Raw genomic sequence first — 17,877 nt, 5'->3', positions numbered from 1 at the left:
CCGCCCGATCCTTAATCTTTCTACAGGTCGGGACAAAATGCGACTGTCCTGCCTTGACCGCAAGGCAGGGAGACGAGTTTTTCAGCCTCGCGGGTGACGACCCGCCTTGTGATGGGTCGCGACATGATGCGCACTGACCATACGGACCGATGCTCCCCGCCGGGTAATACGACCGAAGCGGCGAGGCCCTGTCGGGGCATCCGCCACCTCCATCGGACGATTGGATGCAACCAGCGTGCGGCTATGCGCGAAGCGACCACCATGACGGGCAGAAGCAATCATCATCGTCCGTGGTGCGACCGGATGCATCAGCGGCTGCGGTGCCACACCTTCAGAAGCGAAGGCATCATCCAGAATGGACGCCATTTCCATAGAGCGGCGCCCATTGGACGACGACCCCAGCACCACACCAATCAGGCGGACATTCCCACGAATGGCGGACGTCACGAGATTATGGCCAGCCGCATCCGTGTAGCCTGTCTTCATCCCGTCAGCGCCTGCATAGATCTTCAGCATCGGATCATGGTTCGGCACCAGATGACGATGGAAGTAGAAGGAAGGTACGCCGAAATAGTGATAATACTGCGGGAAATCATTGATCAGATGCTGTGCCAGAAGGGCAAGATCATGCGCCGTTGTCACCTGATCCGGATCTGGCAGACCGGACGCATTGCGGAACGTCGTGTTCGTCATGCCCAGAGCGCGGGCCTGCTGTGTCATGAGCTGGGCGAAGCGCACTTCGTCACCACCGCCCAGAAACTCACCCAGAGCGCAGGCGGCGTCATTGGCGGATTTCGTAACCAGAGCAAGAATGCCCTGCTCAACCGTCAGACGTGTTCCCGGTACAAGCCCCAGCTTCGAAGGCGCCTGCATGGAAGCATGAATGGAGACCGGAACTTCCTGATCCAGCGTAATCTGGTGCGCTTCAAGGGCGCGGAAAGTGAGATACAGCGTCATGAGCTTGGTCAGAGACGCCGGATAGCGCTGCAACTCCGCATCGGACTGCGAGAGGACGGCTCCGGTTCGGGCATCCATCACGAAGCTGGAAACATGCCCGGCATATTGCGCGCGGGCGGACCCCATACCTACTGCCGTCAGTGCACATAACAGGAGGGCCTTGCGGAAAGGAGAACGCATTCTATGGCAGCCTCTGAACAGAACATTATCGCCGGGGACAGTCAGACCGCTTTGGAACGGCCTGTAATCCCATTACATTAGGCGCAACAAAAAGCGCCCGTCCACAGGGTTTGCGGGAGTTTGCTTAATTTTTCGTAAGCATGACGCAAAGCCGACCAGATCATGTCAGGAACATGGCAATATTCACGAAATGTACTGCTTCTTACCCCCTTCTCAAGTCGGGGGAAGCGTCCCATATCATACCAGTCATGTCTTCTTACGATTTTCTTTCACCCGCTACCGCCAGTCTGCAAGCCGAATCCATGTACGGATCGACCGTGATGGGGCCAGGACCGTCGGACCCCAAAGAACCTACGGGGCCACGCCTTCCCGATGACGAAGATCTGGGACTCAGCGTTGTCGTTCGTCCTCGGACACGGACGCGCAAGCCGTCCATGTACAAGGTACTGATGCTGAATGACGACTACACGCCAATGGAGTTCGTCGTGCATGTGCTGGAGCGCTTTTTCTCCATGAACCGGGAAGAAGCGACAGCCGTCATGTTGCAGGTGCATCAGCGAGGGGTCGGCGTCTGCGGCGTCTTTACCTACGAGGTTGCGGAAAGCAAGGTGGCTCAGGTTATGGATCTGGCACGCCAGAACCAGCATCCGCTTCAGTGTACGATCGAAAAAGACTGACTTTCCTGCCCTAAGGAATGCAGGCACCGGACAATTTCTTGTTCGATCCTGCGTTTCTGACTGGCGTTACGTGTTGCACCACGACAAGATACCTCTTCCACGAGAGGTCGAGAGGAGCGCCACCCTATGCTGTCCCGTACGCTCGAACAGACGCTCCACCGCGCCCTGACATTCGCGGGGGATCGGCGTCATGAATATGCCACCCTCGAACATCTGCTGCTGGCTCTGACAGAAGATGCCGACGCACTGACGGTTTTCCGCGCCTGCGGAATCGACCTTGAGAAGCTGCGCTCCGACCTGACCGATTTCCTGGACAAGGATCTGGCGGGGCTAGCGTCAGATCGCCCGACAGAACCCAAACCAACGGCGGCTTTCCAGCGCGTGATCCAGCGTGCGGCCATTCATGTGCAGAGCACAGGCCGCGACGAAGTCACGGGCGCGAACGTGCTGGTTGCGCTCTTTGCCGAGCGTGAAAGCCATGCCGTGTACTTCCTGCAATTGCAGGACATGACACGACTCGACGCCGTGAACTTCATTTCTCATGGAATTGCCAAAGCTCCGGACCGGGGTGCGGGCCGCAAACCTGCAACTGCGTCCAAGGACACGTCCGAGCGCGAAGAGCGCAAGGAAACGGCCAAGGACGGTGCACTGGCGACCTATTGCGTCAATCTGAACGATCGCGCCCGTGAAGGACGGATCGATCCGCTGATTGGTCGCGATCAGGAAATCGAACGCACGATCCAGATCCTCTGCCGCCGCACGAAGAACAACCCGCTTTATGTGGGTGATCCGGGTGTGGGCAAGACGGCTATTGCAGAAGGTCTGGCCAAGCGCATCGTTGAGAAGGACGTACCTGAAGTCCTGCAGGACAGCACGATTTTCTCCCTCGACATGGGTTCGCTTCTGGCTGGTACGCGCTATCGCGGTGACTTTGAGGAACGCCTCAAGGCCGTTGTGACGGAACTTGACCAGACGCCGGGTGCAATCCTGTTCATCGACGAAATCCACACCGTCATTGGTGCGGGTGCAACGTCGGGCGGGGCAATGGATGCGTCCAACCTTCTGAAACCGGCTCTGGCGGCTGGCACGCTGCGCTGCATCGGGTCCACGACGTACAAGGAGTTCCGTCAGCACTTCGAGAAGGACCGTGCTCTGGTACGACGCTTCCAGAAGATCGACGTGCCGGAACCATCCATTGAGGATGCCATCAAGATCCTGCGGGGCCTGAAGGGCAGCTACGAGAAGCACCATAAGGTTCGCTACACCGACGAGGCCCTGCGTGGCGCCGTCGAACTGGCAGCCCGTTACGTGCATGACCGCAAGCTGCCGGACAAGGCCATCGACGTGATTGATGAGGTCGGCGCGGCCCGGATGCTGGTTCCCGAGAACAAGCGCCGCAAGACCGTCACGCTGAAAGACGTGGAAGACGCCATCGCCAAGATTGCGCGTATTCCGCCTAAGGCTGTCACGGCAGATGACCGGGAGACCCTGCGCCATCTGGAGCGGGATCTGCGGAACATGGTGTTCGGTCAGGACAAGGCGATTGATGCGCTTGCCGCCGCGATCAAGCTGTCCCGCGCCGGTCTGCGCGATATGGAAAAGCCGATCGGCAACTACCTGTTCTCCGGCCCCACAGGTGTCGGCAAAACGGAAGTGGCCAAGCAGCTTGCTTCGTCTCTGGGCATTGAACTGATCCGGTTCGACATGTCCGAATACATGGAGCGCCATTCGATCTCCCGTCTGATCGGTGCGCCTCCGGGCTATGTCGGGTTTGATCAGGGTGGACTGCTGACGGATGCGATTGACCAGCATCCCCATGCCGTCCTGCTGCTGGACGAAATCGAAAAGGCCCATCCGGACCTTTACAACGTCCTGCTTCAGGTCATGGATCATGGTCGTCTGACAGATCACAACGGCAAGACCGTCGATTTCCGCAATGTGATCCTCATCATGACCACGAATGCCGGTGCGGCGGATCTGTCCAAGGAAGCCATCGGCTTTGGTCGCACTAGCCGTTCGGGCGAGGATGAAGAGGCGATCAAGCGCACCTTCACCCCTGAGTTCCGGAACCGTCTGGATGCGGTCATTCCGTTTGCCAATCTGACGCCGGAGACTGTGGGTCGCGTGGTGGAGAAGTTCATTCTCCAGCTCGAAGCTCAGCTGGCCGACCGTCACGTCACGATCGAAATCTCCTCTGCCGCCAAGGAATGGCTGGCCGAGAAGGGTTACGATCGCCTGTATGGCGCACGCCCTCTGGGCCGCGTCATTCAGGAGCACATCAAGAAGCCTCTGGCGGAAGAACTGCTCTTCGGCCGGCTGGCAAAGGGTGGCGCTGTGAAGATCGGTTTGAAAAACGACGCACTGGACTTCGAGATCATCGAAGGCTCGGAGCTCAAGAACGAAGATGCCGAGAAAAAAGACGAAGCGACGAACTAAGTCGTCTCGTCAGGGGGAAAGCCCCGGAGGATCATTCTCCGGGGCTTTTTTTATTCGTAGCGATGTCCGTTGACGGTCACATACCCGGCCCAGGGCCATTTGCGGCTTGTGCCATGATGCGTCCAGTCGATGCCCTGTTTGCGCAGGCTGTCGTAATAATAGCGGCCCTGCACTTCAACATTGTCGCCCTTCTGGACCCACGGCCACTGAGGGGCGCTCATCTCATCCAGCCCGGAGACGATCCGGATAGAAACGCCCTGCCCGACATCGACGTAAAAGTAACCATGCCAGCCGCTGCGTGTTCTTTGCGCACGCTGGGCCACAGCGATGACACGCCCACAGATATGTTCGGGAAGATCTGTCCGGGTGGCGCCGCGTTGTTCGAAGGTCTGCTGGTCATTCAGGAATTTTGCGTTGTCGCAAGTCGCTGGCATGGAGGCCACGCTCTGGGCAGACGCTGCGAGTGGCGCGCCAAGGCAGGCCATTAGCGCCGGAAGTTTCAGACGGGACATCATGGAAAAAGCACCCTCCGTTCAGGAAAGTGCTTTTATGCTCCGTTCCATACTCTGAAACAAATAGCCGGCTGATTCACATCGTTCCAAAAAGGACGGACGTATCGATCATGCGGTTCGAGAAACCCCATTCGTTGTCATACCAGGCACAGACGCGCACCATCCGTCCGCATTCCATGATCGCCGTCTGTGTTGCATCGAAATTGGACGACGCGGGCGAGTGGTTGAAATCGCTGCTGACCAGAGGCGCATCGCTATAAGCCAGCACCCCTTTCAGAACCCCCTTGGCCGCTTCCTGCATGACGCGGTTCACATCCTTTGGTGTCTCAGGCGGATTGCGGGACAGGAAGTCGAGCGACACCAGTGAGACATTCGGCGTTGGAACACGGATGGAGGTTCCATCCAGCCGACCTTTCAGATGGGGCAGCACCAGTCCGATGGCCTTGGCGGCCCCAGTCGAGGTGGGAACCATGTTCAGGGCGGCGGAGCGCGCACGTCTGAGGTCACGGTGACGACGGTCCACGATCTGCTGGTCTCCGGTATAGGAATGGATCGTGACCATGTAGCCGCATTCGATGCCGAAATTGTCGTCCAGCACTTTTACAAGCGGAGCAAGGCAGTTGGTCGTGCAGGAGGCGTTGGAAATGACCGTCATTTCTGGCTTCAGCATGTCATTATTCACACCATATACAATGGTGGCATCAACATCCGTTCCCGGCGCGGAAATCAGAACCTTGCGTGCACCGGCATCCAGAAGAAGCCCTGCTTTTTCCTTCGTCGTAAAAAGACCTGAACATTCAAGAGCCACATCCACGCCCTTGAACGGCACCTTTGAAGGATCACGCTCGGAAGAAACACGGATAGGACCGTAAATTCTGCCGTTATGGGTGATTGTGAGCATGTCGCCCTCAAGCTGCACCTCACCCGGCATCCGGCCATGCACGCTGTCATAAATCAGCATATGCACCTTGTCTTCGACTGATCCAGGCCCATTGATTCCGACCGGCGTGACGTCCTGCCGTCCTGTTTCAACGATGCTGCGAAGGGCCAACCTGCCAATACGGCCGAAACCGTTAATGGCGATCTTTACTGTCATTGTCTTGGGTCTCCGTCAGGGGAAACCGCTGCCGGGACGAGTCCACGGCGGCGGTTTGTCCCGGCAGGCGTGAGAGCGCCGGGACAGTCTTGCCAGAAAGGGTGTCAGAGCCGGGGTTCACAGGCCGATCCGGTTGAGCGGCTTGCCAGCCATGAGGTTCCGCTCGATCTGTTCGAGGCTGACACCACGCGTTTCAGGCACGAATTTCAGAGTCAGGTAGATGAAGAACGCATTGAAAGCGGCATACATCCAGAAGGTCTGAGCATTGCCGATCGTGTTCAGAAGCGTCAGGAACGTCAGACCGACGATCATATTCGTAAGCCAGTTGGTGAAGGTCGAGCAGGCAATACCGAAGTCACGGCCCTTGATGGGCTGCACTTCCGAACACAGGATCCACACCAGCGGTCCGGCAGAGAACGCAAAGCCCACGATGAAGGCCAGCAGCATCACGACAGCACCATAGCGGGCCAGTTCGCTGTCACCCGTTCCGAAATAGAGAAGCGTGCCAACCGTAAACATGCCGATCGTCATGATAATGAAGCCGGCAATGAGCATCGGACGGCGGCCCCATTTGTCCACGAAGCCGATGGCGATGAACGTGGAGAGCACGTTGACCAGTCCGACAATCGCCGTACCCCACATGGCTGCGTTATCGCCGAAACCTGCGACTTCGAAGATGCGCGGGGCGTAGTACATGACCACGATGATCCCCGTGAACTGCTGCATGGTCTGAAGCAGAACCCCGAGAAACACGGAACGGCGGAAGTTGGCATTGGCCTTGAAGAGACCGTAGCCACCTTCGATCTGGGCAAGCTGCTCTTCGATGTCTGCAATTTCCGAGCGTGCTTCCCCTTCATGGCCACGGAGCTGATGCAGGACCGTGAAGGCCTCGTCCTTGCGCCCACGCAGAACCAGCCAGCGCGGGCTGTCCGGCAGCAGAAGCACACCCAGCAAAAACACGACGCCGGGAATGGCAACGATTCCGAGCATCCAGCGCCAGGAACCGGAATACGCCAGCAGCGCATCGGAGATGAACGCTACGAAAATCCCGACCGTGATCATGAGCTGGTAAACCGAGATCAGAGACCCGCGGTAGTGCTGATGGGCGATCTCGGAGATGTAAAGTGGAGCGGTAAAGCTGGCGATACCAACAGACACGCCAAGCACCATCCGTCCGATGATGAGAAACGTGACGGACGTGGCCAGCGCACAGAGCAGCGAACCCAGAACGAACAGGAAAGCGGAAGACAGCAGCAAGCGTTTGCGGCCGAAGAGGAAAGAGAGCCGGCCGCCAGAAACTGCGCCCAGCGCTGCCCCGACCATCATGGCCGAAACGATGCATTCCTTGCCGAAATCCGTCACGTTGAATTCCTGACCGATGAATTTCAGGGCGCCTGAAATCACACCGAGATCGAGGCCGAACATCAGCCCCGCGACCGCAGCCAGAATTGCGGTCAGAACACTTTTACCATTCAGGGACACTGGCGGCGATGCCGAAAGGTCGATGCCACTCATTGCCTTGTTCCTCTTCTTCAGGTTCCCGTTATGGGAACAACCTTTAACTGTTCATGTTCTAGAGTTATTATCTCAGGTAAAATCAAATAAAAGAGAACGTTTTTCATTCTCTTTTATTTAAAATTTACATGTTCGGATAGTTCGGACCATCCCCACCCTGCGGTGTTGTCCAGACGATATTCTGACTCGGGTCTTTGATGTCACACGTTTTACAGTGCACGCAGTTCTGGAAGTTGATCTGGAAGCGTGGCTGTTCATTTTCCGGGCGCAGCACTTCATAGACACCCGCCGGGCAATATCGCTGGGCCGGTTCGTCATAGAGCGGCAGATTGACCCCTATCGGGATGGATGGATCACGCAGTGTCAGATGGCACGGCTGGCGTTCTTCATGGTTCGTGAAGGAAAACGCCACGTTGGTCGTACGGTCGAAACTCAGTTCGCCATCTGGTTTGCGATACTCGATCCGCTTGAACTGCGAAGCCAGACCCGTTGCTGCGGCATCGGATTTGCCATGATGCAGAGTCCGGAACGGGGAATACCCGACCAAACTCGTCATCCACATATCAAGCCCACCGAGCGCGACACCCCCGATCAACCCGAAACGCTCCCACAGCGGTTTGACGTTCCGAACAGGTTTGAGATCCGCGCCAACAGGGCCGTTGCGGAGTTCATCTTCATAGGCCGTCAGTTCATCCTGTGCCCTGCCCGCAGCCAGAGCGGAGCGCGCCGCATCGGCGGCCGCGATGCCGGAGAAAATGGCGTTATGACTGCCCTTGATGCGCGGGACATTCACCAACCCGGCCGAACAACCCAGCAGAACACCGCCAGGGAAGGTTACCTTGGGGATGGACTGCCAACCGCCTTCTGAAAGCGCACGAGCCCCGTAGGCCACACGCTTTCCGCCCTTCAGTAGTTCAGCCACCATCGGATGGTGCTTGAATTCCTGAAACTCGCGATACGGGTCCAGATACGGGTTTTCATAGCCAAGATGGACCACAAACCCGACGCAGACCTGATTGTTGTCGAGATGGTAGATGAAGGACCCCCCACCGGCTTTGCTGTTCAGCGGCCAGCCCATGGTGTGCGTGACCGTGCCTTCATGATGTTTGGCGGGATCGATCTCCCAGATTTCCTTGAGGCCCAATCCGAATTTCTGCGGGTCTTTGCCCTCGGACAAAGCAAACCGGTCCATCAACTGACGGGCCAGTGAACCCCGTGCACCTTCCGCGAAGAACACGTACTTCCCGCGCAGCTCCATGCCCGACTCATAGGCATCACCCGGCGTTCCATCCGGGTTCTTGCCAAACTCACCAGCCACGACACCCGCAACGCGGCCCTGCTCGTCATAAACGATCTCGCTCGCTGCCATGCCGGGGAAAATTTCCACCTCCAGGCCCTCTGCGACCTGTGCCAGCCAGCGACAGACATTCCCGAGCGAGACGATGTAATTCCCATGGTTGTCCATGAGTTTTGGCATCATGCTGTTCGGCAGGCGGATCTGGCTCTTTTCCGTCAGCAGGAAGAAATTATCTTCCCTCACCGGGACGGTAATGGGTGCATCCATGGTCCGCCAGTCAGGAAGCAGCACATCCAGCGCGCACGGATCAATGACCGCACCTGACAGGATATGCGCCCCAACTTCAGACCCTTTATCCAGTACGACCACGGAGAGGTCCGGCTCATTCTGTTTGAGCCGGATCGCCGCGGAGAGACCGGCAGGGCCAGCGCCGACGATGACAACGTCATAGTCCATGCTTTCCCGTTCGATCGTAGTCATGGTCTTTCTCCTCCCTGCAGGCCTCCGGGGCCTGTCAGAGTTTTGCCGTCAGTTCGGGAAGGATGGTGAAGAGGTCTCCCACCAGCCCGTAATCCGCGACCTGGAAAATCGGGGCGTCTTCGTCCTTGTTGATGGCGACGATCACCCGGGAATCCTTCATGCCGGCCAGATGCTGGATCGCTCCGGAAATACCGACTGCGATATACAGCTCCGGCGCCACGATCTTGCCCGTCTGCCCGACCTGCCAGTCATTCGGCGCATATCCGGCATCCACCGCAGCACGGCTGGCACCGATGGCGGCATTCAGCTTGTCCGCAAGCTTGGCGATGGTATCGAAGTTCTCTTTCGATCCGACGCCACGCCCTCCTGAAACAATGGTCTTGGCAGCCGTCAGCTCAGGACGTTCGGACTCAACTGCCTTGTTTTCCACCCAGGACGAAAGCCCCGGATCAGCCGGAACGGACACAGTTTCCACACTGGCAGACCCACCTTCGCCAACAGCCGAGAAGGCCGCCGTACGAATAGTGAAAACCTTCACCGGATCGGAGGACTGCACCGTCTGGATCGCATTGCCGGCATAGACAGGACGATCGAACGTCTCGGCATCCTTCACGGCCGTTACGTCTGACAGGATCATGACATCCAACAAAGCCGCAACGCGTGGCAGAACGTTCTTGGAAAATGCCGTCGAGCCCGCAGCGATATGGCTATAGCCGGATGCCAAAGACACGATGAGGGCAGCGACAGGTTCAGCCAGTTCATGAGCCAGAGATGCATCATCCGCCAGCAGGACTTTGGACACACCATCGAGCTTTGCAGCTTCAGCGGCAGCCTCCGCTCCATTCTGGGTAGCGACGAGAACCGTCACATCGCCCAGCGCCTTGACGGCGGACAGAGCCTTGGCAACGGTATCGGTAACGAGGTGGCCATTGGCCACTTCAGCAAGCAGCAGAACAGACATCAGATCACTCCTGCTTCAGTCTTGAGTTTCGAAACCAGTTCATCAACGGAACTGACCTTCACACCAGCCTGGCGCTGAGGTGGTTCAGCCGTACGGATGACCTTCAGACGCGGCGCAATATCCACACCAAGGTCAGACGCCTTGCGTTCTTCGAGCGGCTTCTTCTTGGCCTTCATGATGTTGGGCAGAGCGACATAGCGCGGCTCGTTCAGGCGCAGATCCGACGTGATGATGGCCGGCAGCTTTACGCGGATGGTCTGAAGGCCACCATCAACCTCACGGCTGACGGTTGCACTGTCGCCCTCAATCTCGACGGATGATGCGAAGGTGGCCTGGCCCCAACCCAGCAGGGCGGCGAGCATCTGACCAGTCGCGTTCATATCGTTATCGATGGCCTGCTTGCCCGCGATGACGAGGTTTGGTTTCTCATCCTCAATCACCTGCGCCAGCAGTTTGGCGACGGCGAGAGGCTCGATATCTACGTTCACATCCGTCGTGGCTTCGACAAAAATGGCGCGGTCCGCGCCCATGGCGAGCACAGTGCGCAGTGTTTCTTTCGCCTGCGGCACACCGATGGAGACAGCAACCACTTCCGTGGCGATGCCTTTTTCCTTGAGACGGACAGCTTCTTCGATGGCGATTTCGTCAAACGGATTGACCGACATCTTGACGTTCGCAAGCTCGACCCCAGATCCGTCACCCTTTACGCGGATGCGGACGTTGTAATCGACGACACGTTTGACAGGGACGAGGATCTTCATGATGCCCTCCGATGGATCAGCAGACAGTGCGGAAGCGTTCGACCATCGTGTCCAGCACGTCAGCCGGGTGGCGCTTCCACCAGTTATTCGCGGAAAAGATTTCCACCTCGCAGAAACCGGAATACCCGGCGGCTTCCACCTCCCTGCGGATCCCCCGCAGGTCTGCAACGCCGTCCCCCATCATCCCGCGGTCAAGCAGGATGTCGGTTGTGGGAACAAGCCAGTCACAGAGGTGAAAACCCAGAATGCGGTTTCCCGCACGAGCGAGCTGGCGTGGCAGGTCCGTGTCCCACCACACATGGTAGATATCGATCGCAACGCCCACGCTCTCCGACGCCAGAAGGTCGCAGAGATCCAGGGCGTCACGGGTGGTCGTGAGGCAGGAGCGGTCTCCGGCATAAGCCGGATGCAGAGGCTCCAGTGCCAGTTTCACGCCACAGGCTTCAGCGTAGGGAATGGCCTTCGTCATGCGGTCCGCCACGATGTCCAGACTGCGCGTCACGCCTTTCGTGCCGGTTTCCACACCACCGACAACGATGGTCAGAACATCGGTCCCGAGTGCGGCCGTCTGGTCGATGGAGCGACGGAAATCCGACAGAATCGCCTCTTCGCTCTGAAGGCCCAGCGGCCCGACCAGAAACGGCGTCCGGCACAGGCCGACAACCTTCACTCCAGCCTGACGCGCCCGATCTCCGATTTCCGCAGCCCTCTCTTCGATCTCCCGCCGCCAGAACACGATCCCGCCAATGCCACGTTCAGCACAGGCGTCGATCGTCTGTTCCGGTGACCACCCTGCTCCAACGCCCGGCACATTATGGCCAAGCGTTGCGGTATTGAGGGCGAGAGCCGAATGATCGTGACGGAAGTCCCGCATGGTCAGGCCCCGTATATCGCCAGAAGCGACTTCATCCGGTGCACGGCCAGATCGGGATTCCGCAGCAGGCCGCAGCCATCAGCGAGACGGAAGATCTCCGTGAAATGCTGGAGGGAGCGCATGGACTGCGCACCATTCAGCATGATGAAGTGATCCTGAAATCCGTTCAGCCAGGCCAGGAACACCACGCCCGTCTTGTAGTACTGCGTGGGGGCCTGAAAGATCACGCGAGCCAGCGGAACGGTCGGGTCGAGCGCAGCGTGAAAGCCTTTCACATCGCCTTCACCCAGCAGTTTCACACCACGAGCCGCCAGCGGCGCGATCGGATCAAAAATGCCCAGAAGCGCATGGCTGTAGCCCTGCTCATCCCCGGCGATCAGTTCGGGGTAATTGAAATCATCCCCCGTATACATCCGCACGCCCTTGGGCAGGCGACGACGCATGATGATTTCCTTCTCCTTGTCGAGAAGGGAAATCTTGATGCCGTCCACCTTCGAGACGTTTTCTTCAATGATGCTCAGAACTGTTTCCAGGGCTTCATTGAAGTCATCCGTGCCCCAGTAGCCAGCCAGAGCCGGATCGAAATCCTTGCCCAGCCAGTGCAGAACGACAGGCTCATCACAGGCAGAGAGCACCTCGCGGTAAACCCGCTTATAGTCCTCGGCACTGGACGCCACGCGAACGAGGGCTCGGCTGGCCATCAAAATGACACGTGCGCCAACCTTCTGGATCGCCTCGACCTGTTCCAGGTACGCCGCCAGAACTTGATCAACGGAGCGTGCATCCTTCGGGTCCAGATGGTCTGTCCCCGCGCCGTTCACGACCATCGCATCCGGAAGTTCGGCCTTGGTGCGACGGATCAGATCCAGCGCACCGGGCCAGTCCAGACCCATGCCGCGCTGAGCCGTATCCATCGCTTCCGCAATTCCAAGGCCCATGCCGACGAGATAGCGACGGAACTCAAGCGTCTTCTTCCAGTCAATCGTAGCGCGGCCGGACGGTGCATTATCCGTAAACGGATCAGCGACGACATGGGCCGCCGAGTAGACGATCCGGGCCGGATTGGCAGGAAGGACACTGCGAGGAACAGGAGTACCGATCAGATGGTAATCCATCTTCCGGCCGGTTTCGTCGGGCAGGATGATCTTCATAACCGTTTCTCAGAAGCGCGGCACAAGCATTCCGGCATCCGCCGAAATGACCTGGCCTGTGGTGTAAGGCAGTTTCCCGGTGGCAAGGGCCGCAATGATGCGCCCCATGTCCGAGGGCTCTCCAACACGGGGAAGAAGGGTCAGCCCCTCTTCCGCGCGCTGGCGGTAGTGCTGGATCACGGCAGCCGTCATTTCTGTAGCGATCAGACCAGGCTGAACGTCATAGACTGCGATATTCTCGATCCCGAGACGCACGGCCAGAGCCTTGGACACCATGGCCGCTGCAGCCTTTGACGCGCAGTATTCAGACCGCTGCACCGCCACAGCCGTCGCGTTCGACGATGTGACGTTGACGATCGAATGGAACGCATCCGCTGACCGTTCCCGCCCCAGAAGACGCTTTACGAAAGCCTGCGAGAGAAAGAACACTGCCTTCGCATTGATTGTCAGGCAGCGGTCCCAGCTTGCTTCGGACACCTCCAGCAGGTCACCCCGCTGGAGAACGCCGACGCCCGCATTGTTCACCAGTGTTGTCAGTGGGCCGAGTTCGTCTTCGATCCGCGCCAGAACACCCTCATGGGCGCTGATGTCGGACACGTCGAACGGGGCGGCCACAACCTTTGCGCCCAGCCCTTCCAGACGGGCAACGGCTGCACGCAGTTCTGCATCATCAACCGGTCCATTGACCGCTAAAGAAAATCCCTCTTTAGCGAGCGCTTCAGCGGCGGCGAGGCCAATCCCGCGTGAGGAGCCGGTGACGAGAGCAACCTGTTTCATGCACGGGCGCCCTTCTTGAGCAGTTCACGCGCGATGATCATGCGCTGAATCTGGTTGGTGCCTTCGTAGATCTGCGTGATCTTGGCATCGCGATACAGACGTTCAACTTCGAAGCCACGGATGTACCCGGAACCGCCGAAGACCTGCACAGCATCGGCGGTGCGAGCCACCGCCATGTCACCGGCAAAACACTTCGCCATGGAACAGGAACGTGTGGCATCCTGCCCGTTGTCGATCTTCACCGCAGCGGAATGGACCAGCAGGCGGGCCGCTTCGATGTCCTTGGCCATATCGGCCAGAAGCCACTGAACGCCCTGGAACTCGGAGATATGCTTGCCGAACTGCTTGCGGGTTCCGGCATAATCCACAGCGGCTTCAAGACCAGCCTGTGCAATACCAACGGCCAGCGCTGCAATACCAACGCGCCCCTTGTCCAGCACGCTCATCATCATGTGAAAGCCACGGTTCATCTCGCCCAGAAGGGCGTTGGAACCAAGGCGCACATTGGTGAAATCAAGCGCGCCGACCTGGCTGGCGCGCTGGCCCATCTTGTGTTCCTTCGGGCCGCGCTCAACACCTTCGGCATGCAGATCCACGATGAAGATGGACATGCCGCGGTTGCCCGCTTCCTTGTCGGTGCGGGCCAGAACGAACCCGAGATCTGCGACTGGAGCATTATGGATCCAGATCTTGCCGCCATTCAGGACCCAGCCGTCACCGTCACGTTCTGCAGTCGTGCGAATACCAGAGACATCCGTGCCAGCTTCCGGCTCAGTGATACAGTAGGCGACCTTGCGCTTCATGGAGAGAATATCAGGCAGAAGAGCCTTTTGCTCATCCGTGCCGTGACGCACCAGAAGCGTGGAGATCAGTTCCACCAGACCGCACTGATCGGCAACGCTGGCATATCCGCGGGACAGTTCTTCCATCACGACGGCATAGGTCAGGGTATCGAAGCCAGGCCCGCCAAGCTCTTCCGGAACAGCAATGCCGAACAGGCCCAGACGGCCCATCTCTTCATAGATTTCGGCCGGAAAACGCTCTTCACGGTCGAGGGCCTCAGCAGCAGGGCGAATGACTTCATCCACGAAGGCCCGTGTGGTCTCGCGAACCTGCTCCTGAATTTCATTGAGAAACATAACCCGATTCCCTTAATTAGTAACTAACTGGTTAGTTAGTATGTTAGCTGATCTGTTTTCAAGGCCATTCTGCGTTATGAAATCAAAAGAACTTGATAGTCATAATAACCAGAATGAATTCGTTCTCGTTCAATAACAGTTTTTACTTCGCCATCTTTTTCTACCTCAGCAGAATAGCGCGAAAATCATTGACGTTTGTCCCCGTAGGGCCTGGAACAAACAGATCATCCAAAGCCTCAAAAGCAGTATAGGCATCGTTTTCAGCCAGCAGAACAGACGGGTTAATCCCGCGTTCCCGTAGCCGCCCCATGCTTTCCCCATCTGCAAAGGCCCCGGCATTATCCTCAGACCCGTCAATGCCATCCGTATCCGCTGCGAGCGCGGAAACAGGCAGGCCTTCAGCCGCGAGCGCAAAGGACAGGAGAAACTCCGTATTGCGTCCGCCGCGTCCACGCCCGCGCAGGGTCACCGTTGTTTCGCCACCCGACAGGATGACGACCGGCTTCTGAAAAGGCTGATTGCGGATACTGACCTCACGGGCAATCGCCGCGTGAACCTTGCCAACGTCCCGCGCCTCCCCCTCAATCGCATCGGAAAGGATAACGGCTGGAATTCCAAGATTCCGCGACGCCGCTGCAGCTGCCTCCAGAGACAAATGCGCCGATGCCACGATCCGGACTTCATTTCCGTCAAACGCCGGATCTGTCGGCCGGGGTGCCTGTCCAAGTTCCCCATCGAGCCATACCTGAACCTTAGGAGGCAAAGTCAGCTTCCAGGCTTTGGCCATGTGGCGAGCATCTTCGCGCGTTTTTGTATCCGGAACCGTTGGACCAGACGCGACCTGCGCCGGATCATCGAACGGAACATCCGAAACCACGAGTGACACCACCTTCGCGGGAGCTGCCGCAGCCGCCAGACGGCCACCCTTGATACCCGAAAACTGCTTGCGAATGGTGTTCATGACCGAAATGGGCGCGCCAGATGACAGAAGCACCCGGCTGAGTTCTACCTCGTCTTCCAGCGTGAACCCTTCTGGCGGGCACGGCAGTAAGGCAGAGCCGCCACCGCAGATCAGGGCAACAACCAGATCGTCCGGTCCAAGTCCCTTCACAGCTTCAAACAGAGCCGCCGTTGCTGCCAGACCGGCTTCATCCGGAACCGGGTGGGCAGCTTCCAGAACGCGGATCTGTTCTGTAGGGTAGCCGTAGCCATAACGGGTGACGACAACACCTTCCAGTGGGCCATCCCACACGCGCTCGAAAGCTGCGGCAAGCTGGGCTGCACCCTTCCCGGCCCCAACCACGACCGTCTTGCCTTTCGGGCGCTCCGGCAGGTTAGCAGCCAGTACGAGGTCTGCGTCGGCCGCCGTAATAGCAGCGTTGAACAGACCCGTCAGGAAACTGCGATCATCGACTGTCATGGCTTCTTTCAGACTCCACTCACGGAAAAGACGGCGCTGCGTGTTCAGAGCGTAAGCCCCATCACGGCATCCCTGAACAGAACGGCATCCATTTCCTTCAGTTCAGGAGAAACCTTCAGCGGAGTAGACGCCTGATCGAGCACATCTTTCTGAAGATCGATGCCTGGAGCGATTTCCGTGACTGTCAGTTCGCCATTCAGAATCTTGAGAACACAGCGTTCCGTCACATAGGTGACATCCTGCCCTGTTTCGGTTGCCCTGCGACCTGAGAAGCTGACCTGATCCACCTCCGGTACGATCTTGGAAATCTTGCCTTCCCGATCAATCACAAGCCGACCGTCCTCAATGTGCATCTTGGCTCCAGCATTGAAATTGCCTGAGAAGATGATGCGCTTGGCCCGTGCCGTAATATCCACGAACCCGCCAGCCCCTGCCGTACGGTGCGGCGTGGCAGCAAGGCGGCTGACGTTGACCGATCCATCAGCCCCAATCTCAAGGAAGGACAGCAGGGAGCAGTCAAAACCGCCCGCCTGGAAGTAGCTGAACTGATGCGGAGAAGCGACGAAGGCCTCGGCGTTACTGGCGCAGCCGAACTTGAAATCCAGCAGCGGAACGCCGCCAACCGGTCCTTGTTCGATGACCCATGTCACGCTGCCATGCAGGCCTTCTTCAAGCAGGATACGCGGCACATTGGCGGAAATACCGAAGCCGATATTGACCGCCCAGCCATCCTTCAACTCCTGCGCCACACGTCGCGCAATCACCTTGCCCGGATTGAAATCCGGAATGGCGAACGACGACAGAGGCCGGAAAATCTCGCCGGAAATCGCTGGATCATAAGGCGTAGCAGTCGTCTGCAGCTGATCCGGGGCTTCCACAACAACGTCCACAAGAATACCCGGGACTTTGACGTCATGCGGCTTCAGCGTGCCCTGTTCTGCCACGCGGCGAACCTGCGCGATGACCAGTCCACCATTGTTATGAGCCGCCAGAGCCATTTCCATGGCCCCCAGCGTGGCACCTTCCTGCTCGAACGTCAGGTTGCCATTTTCGTCCGCTGTTGAAGCGCGAATGATGGCAACGTCTGGCTTGAGTGCTGGGAAATACAACCAGTCTTCGCCCTCGAAATCCATGTGGCGCACGATGGGATTGGCGCGTGCAGAGTCATTCATCGCACCACCTTCCCGCTTCGGGTCCACAAACGTATCGAGACCTACTTTCGTCAACACGCCGGGGCGCAGGGCCGCGCCTTCCCGCAGCATGTCGAAAATAACGCCAGACGGGAGATTATAGGCGGCAACGTCCTCGGCCAGAATGCGCTGCCAGATGAGCGGCGGCTCCGCATTGCTCGGACCAGACGGGTAAGACCCACCAATGATCTTCCGGATCATGCCGGGCTGCGCGATATGATCCACGCCCTTGGTTCCGAACATGTCGCCCGTTGCAATCGGATGGATTGTCGTCAGGTTTTTTGGCGCGGCTTCTTTTTCAAAGCGCTCGCCGAGAGCCTTCAGAACATCATCAGGGCACAGAAGACCGGACGAGGCGTTGATTGCGATGGTGGCTCCGTCCTTGATGAGACTGACGGCTTCTGCTGCGGTTCTGGTCTTGGTCATTGCTCTTAATCCACTATAACCATCTTGT

General features: G+C 58.2%; 15 protein-coding genes. 2 read left to right on the top strand and 13 right to left on the bottom strand.

Annotated features, from left to right (window positions below):
* Positions 1-81: 81 nt before the first annotated feature.
* The gene (locus tag HKD32_RS00535; protein ID WP_061932902.1) at positions 82-1,137 is read right to left on the bottom strand and encodes a D-alanyl-D-alanine carboxypeptidase family protein; all 1,056 of its coding nucleotides are present in this window, start codon (positions 1,135-1,137) and stop codon (positions 82-84) included.
* 248 nt (positions 1,138-1,385) lie between these two features.
* Here HKD32_RS00535 and clpS point away from each other — a divergent pair, with 248 nt between their 5' ends.
* Together clpS and clpA are read left to right on the top strand one after the other, a co-directional pair.
* Complete coding sequence (gene clpS / locus HKD32_RS00530; protein ID WP_010503767.1) at positions 1,386-1,814, top strand: ATP-dependent Clp protease adapter ClpS; 429 nt, start codon at positions 1,386-1,388, stop codon at positions 1,812-1,814.
* A gap of 126 nt (positions 1,815-1,940) precedes the next feature.
* The gene (gene clpA, locus HKD32_RS00525; RefSeq protein WP_194257331.1) at positions 1,941-4,250 is read left to right on the top strand and encodes an ATP-dependent Clp protease ATP-binding subunit ClpA; all 2,310 of its coding nucleotides are present in this window, start codon (positions 1,941-1,943) and stop codon (positions 4,248-4,250) included.
* Between the two features lie 50 nt (positions 4,251-4,300).
* On the opposite strand, the gene HKD32_RS00520 is transcribed toward clpA, so the two are convergent.
* From HKD32_RS00520 to HKD32_RS00465, 12 genes are all read right to left on the bottom strand, one after another.
* Positions 4,301-4,765 carry a DUF3465 domain-containing protein gene (locus tag HKD32_RS00520; RefSeq protein ID WP_194257330.1) on the bottom strand — a complete coding sequence of 155 codons (465 nt, stop codon included), beginning with the start codon at positions 4,763-4,765 and terminating at the stop codon, positions 4,301-4,303.
* Between the two features lie 73 nt (positions 4,766-4,838).
* Positions 4,839-5,858, bottom strand: a complete 1,020-nt coding sequence (gene gap / locus HKD32_RS00515; protein WP_194257329.1) for a type I glyceraldehyde-3-phosphate dehydrogenase — start codon at positions 5,856-5,858, stop codon at positions 4,839-4,841.
* Positions 5,859-5,975: 117 nt separating this feature from the next.
* Positions 5,976-7,373, bottom strand: coding sequence for a sugar porter family MFS transporter (locus HKD32_RS00510; RefSeq protein WP_062019069.1), 1,398 nt, complete (start codon positions 7,371-7,373; stop codon positions 5,976-5,978).
* Positions 7,374-7,497: 124 nt separating this feature from the next.
* Positions 7,498-9,150, bottom strand: coding sequence for an electron transfer flavoprotein-ubiquinone oxidoreductase (locus HKD32_RS00505; protein ID WP_061930196.1), 1,653 nt, complete (start codon positions 9,148-9,150; stop codon positions 7,498-7,500).
* Between the two features lie 34 nt (positions 9,151-9,184).
* Positions 9,185-10,111, bottom strand: coding sequence for an electron transfer flavoprotein subunit alpha/FixB family protein (locus HKD32_RS00500; protein WP_061930199.1), 927 nt, complete (start codon positions 10,109-10,111; stop codon positions 9,185-9,187).
* The gene (locus HKD32_RS00495; protein WP_061930202.1) at positions 10,111-10,872 is read right to left on the bottom strand and encodes an electron transfer flavoprotein subunit beta/FixA family protein; all 762 of its coding nucleotides are present in this window, start codon (positions 10,870-10,872) and stop codon (positions 10,111-10,113) included. The genes HKD32_RS00500 and HKD32_RS00495 overlap by 1 nt, the downstream gene beginning before the upstream one ends.
* A 16-nt stretch (positions 10,873-10,888) precedes the next feature.
* A complete protein-coding gene (locus tag HKD32_RS00490; protein WP_194257328.1) occupies positions 10,889-11,746 on the bottom strand; it encodes a sugar phosphate isomerase/epimerase family protein in 858 nt (285 codons plus the stop codon).
* A 2-nt stretch (positions 11,747-11,748) separates the two neighbouring features.
* On the bottom strand, positions 11,749-12,897 hold the full coding sequence (locus HKD32_RS00485; RefSeq protein ID WP_194257327.1) for a dihydrodipicolinate synthase family protein: 1,149 nt from the start codon (positions 12,895-12,897) through the stop codon (positions 11,749-11,751).
* A 9-nt stretch (positions 12,898-12,906) separates the two neighbouring features.
* The gene (locus tag HKD32_RS00480) at positions 12,907-13,674 is read right to left on the bottom strand and encodes a 3-ketoacyl-ACP reductase (protein ID WP_061930210.1); all 768 of its coding nucleotides are present in this window, start codon (positions 13,672-13,674) and stop codon (positions 12,907-12,909) included.
* Positions 13,671-14,813: an acyl-CoA dehydrogenase family protein gene (locus tag HKD32_RS00475; RefSeq protein ID WP_061930213.1), complete on the bottom strand. Its 1,143-nt coding sequence runs from the start codon at positions 14,811-14,813 to the stop codon at positions 13,671-13,673. Before HKD32_RS00475 ends, HKD32_RS00480 begins: the two co-directional genes overlap by 4 nt.
* 160 nt (positions 14,814-14,973) lie before the next feature.
* Positions 14,974-16,233: a glycerate kinase type-2 family protein gene (locus HKD32_RS00470; protein ID WP_061930216.1), complete on the bottom strand. Its 1,260-nt coding sequence runs from the start codon at positions 16,231-16,233 to the stop codon at positions 14,974-14,976.
* A gap of 44 nt (positions 16,234-16,277) precedes the next feature.
* Entirely contained in the window at positions 16,278-17,849 is a 1,572-nt protein-coding gene (locus HKD32_RS00465; RefSeq protein WP_061930219.1) for an acyl CoA:acetate/3-ketoacid CoA transferase, read from the bottom strand.
* Positions 17,850-17,877: the final 28 nt, after the last annotated feature.

It is taken from the genome of Gluconobacter japonicus (assembly GCF_015244665.1).
GTDB classification, from domain to species: Bacteria; Pseudomonadota; Alphaproteobacteria; order Acetobacterales; family Acetobacteraceae; genus Gluconobacter; species Gluconobacter japonicus.
This window is presented reverse-complemented; position numbering and strand designations above follow the sequence as displayed.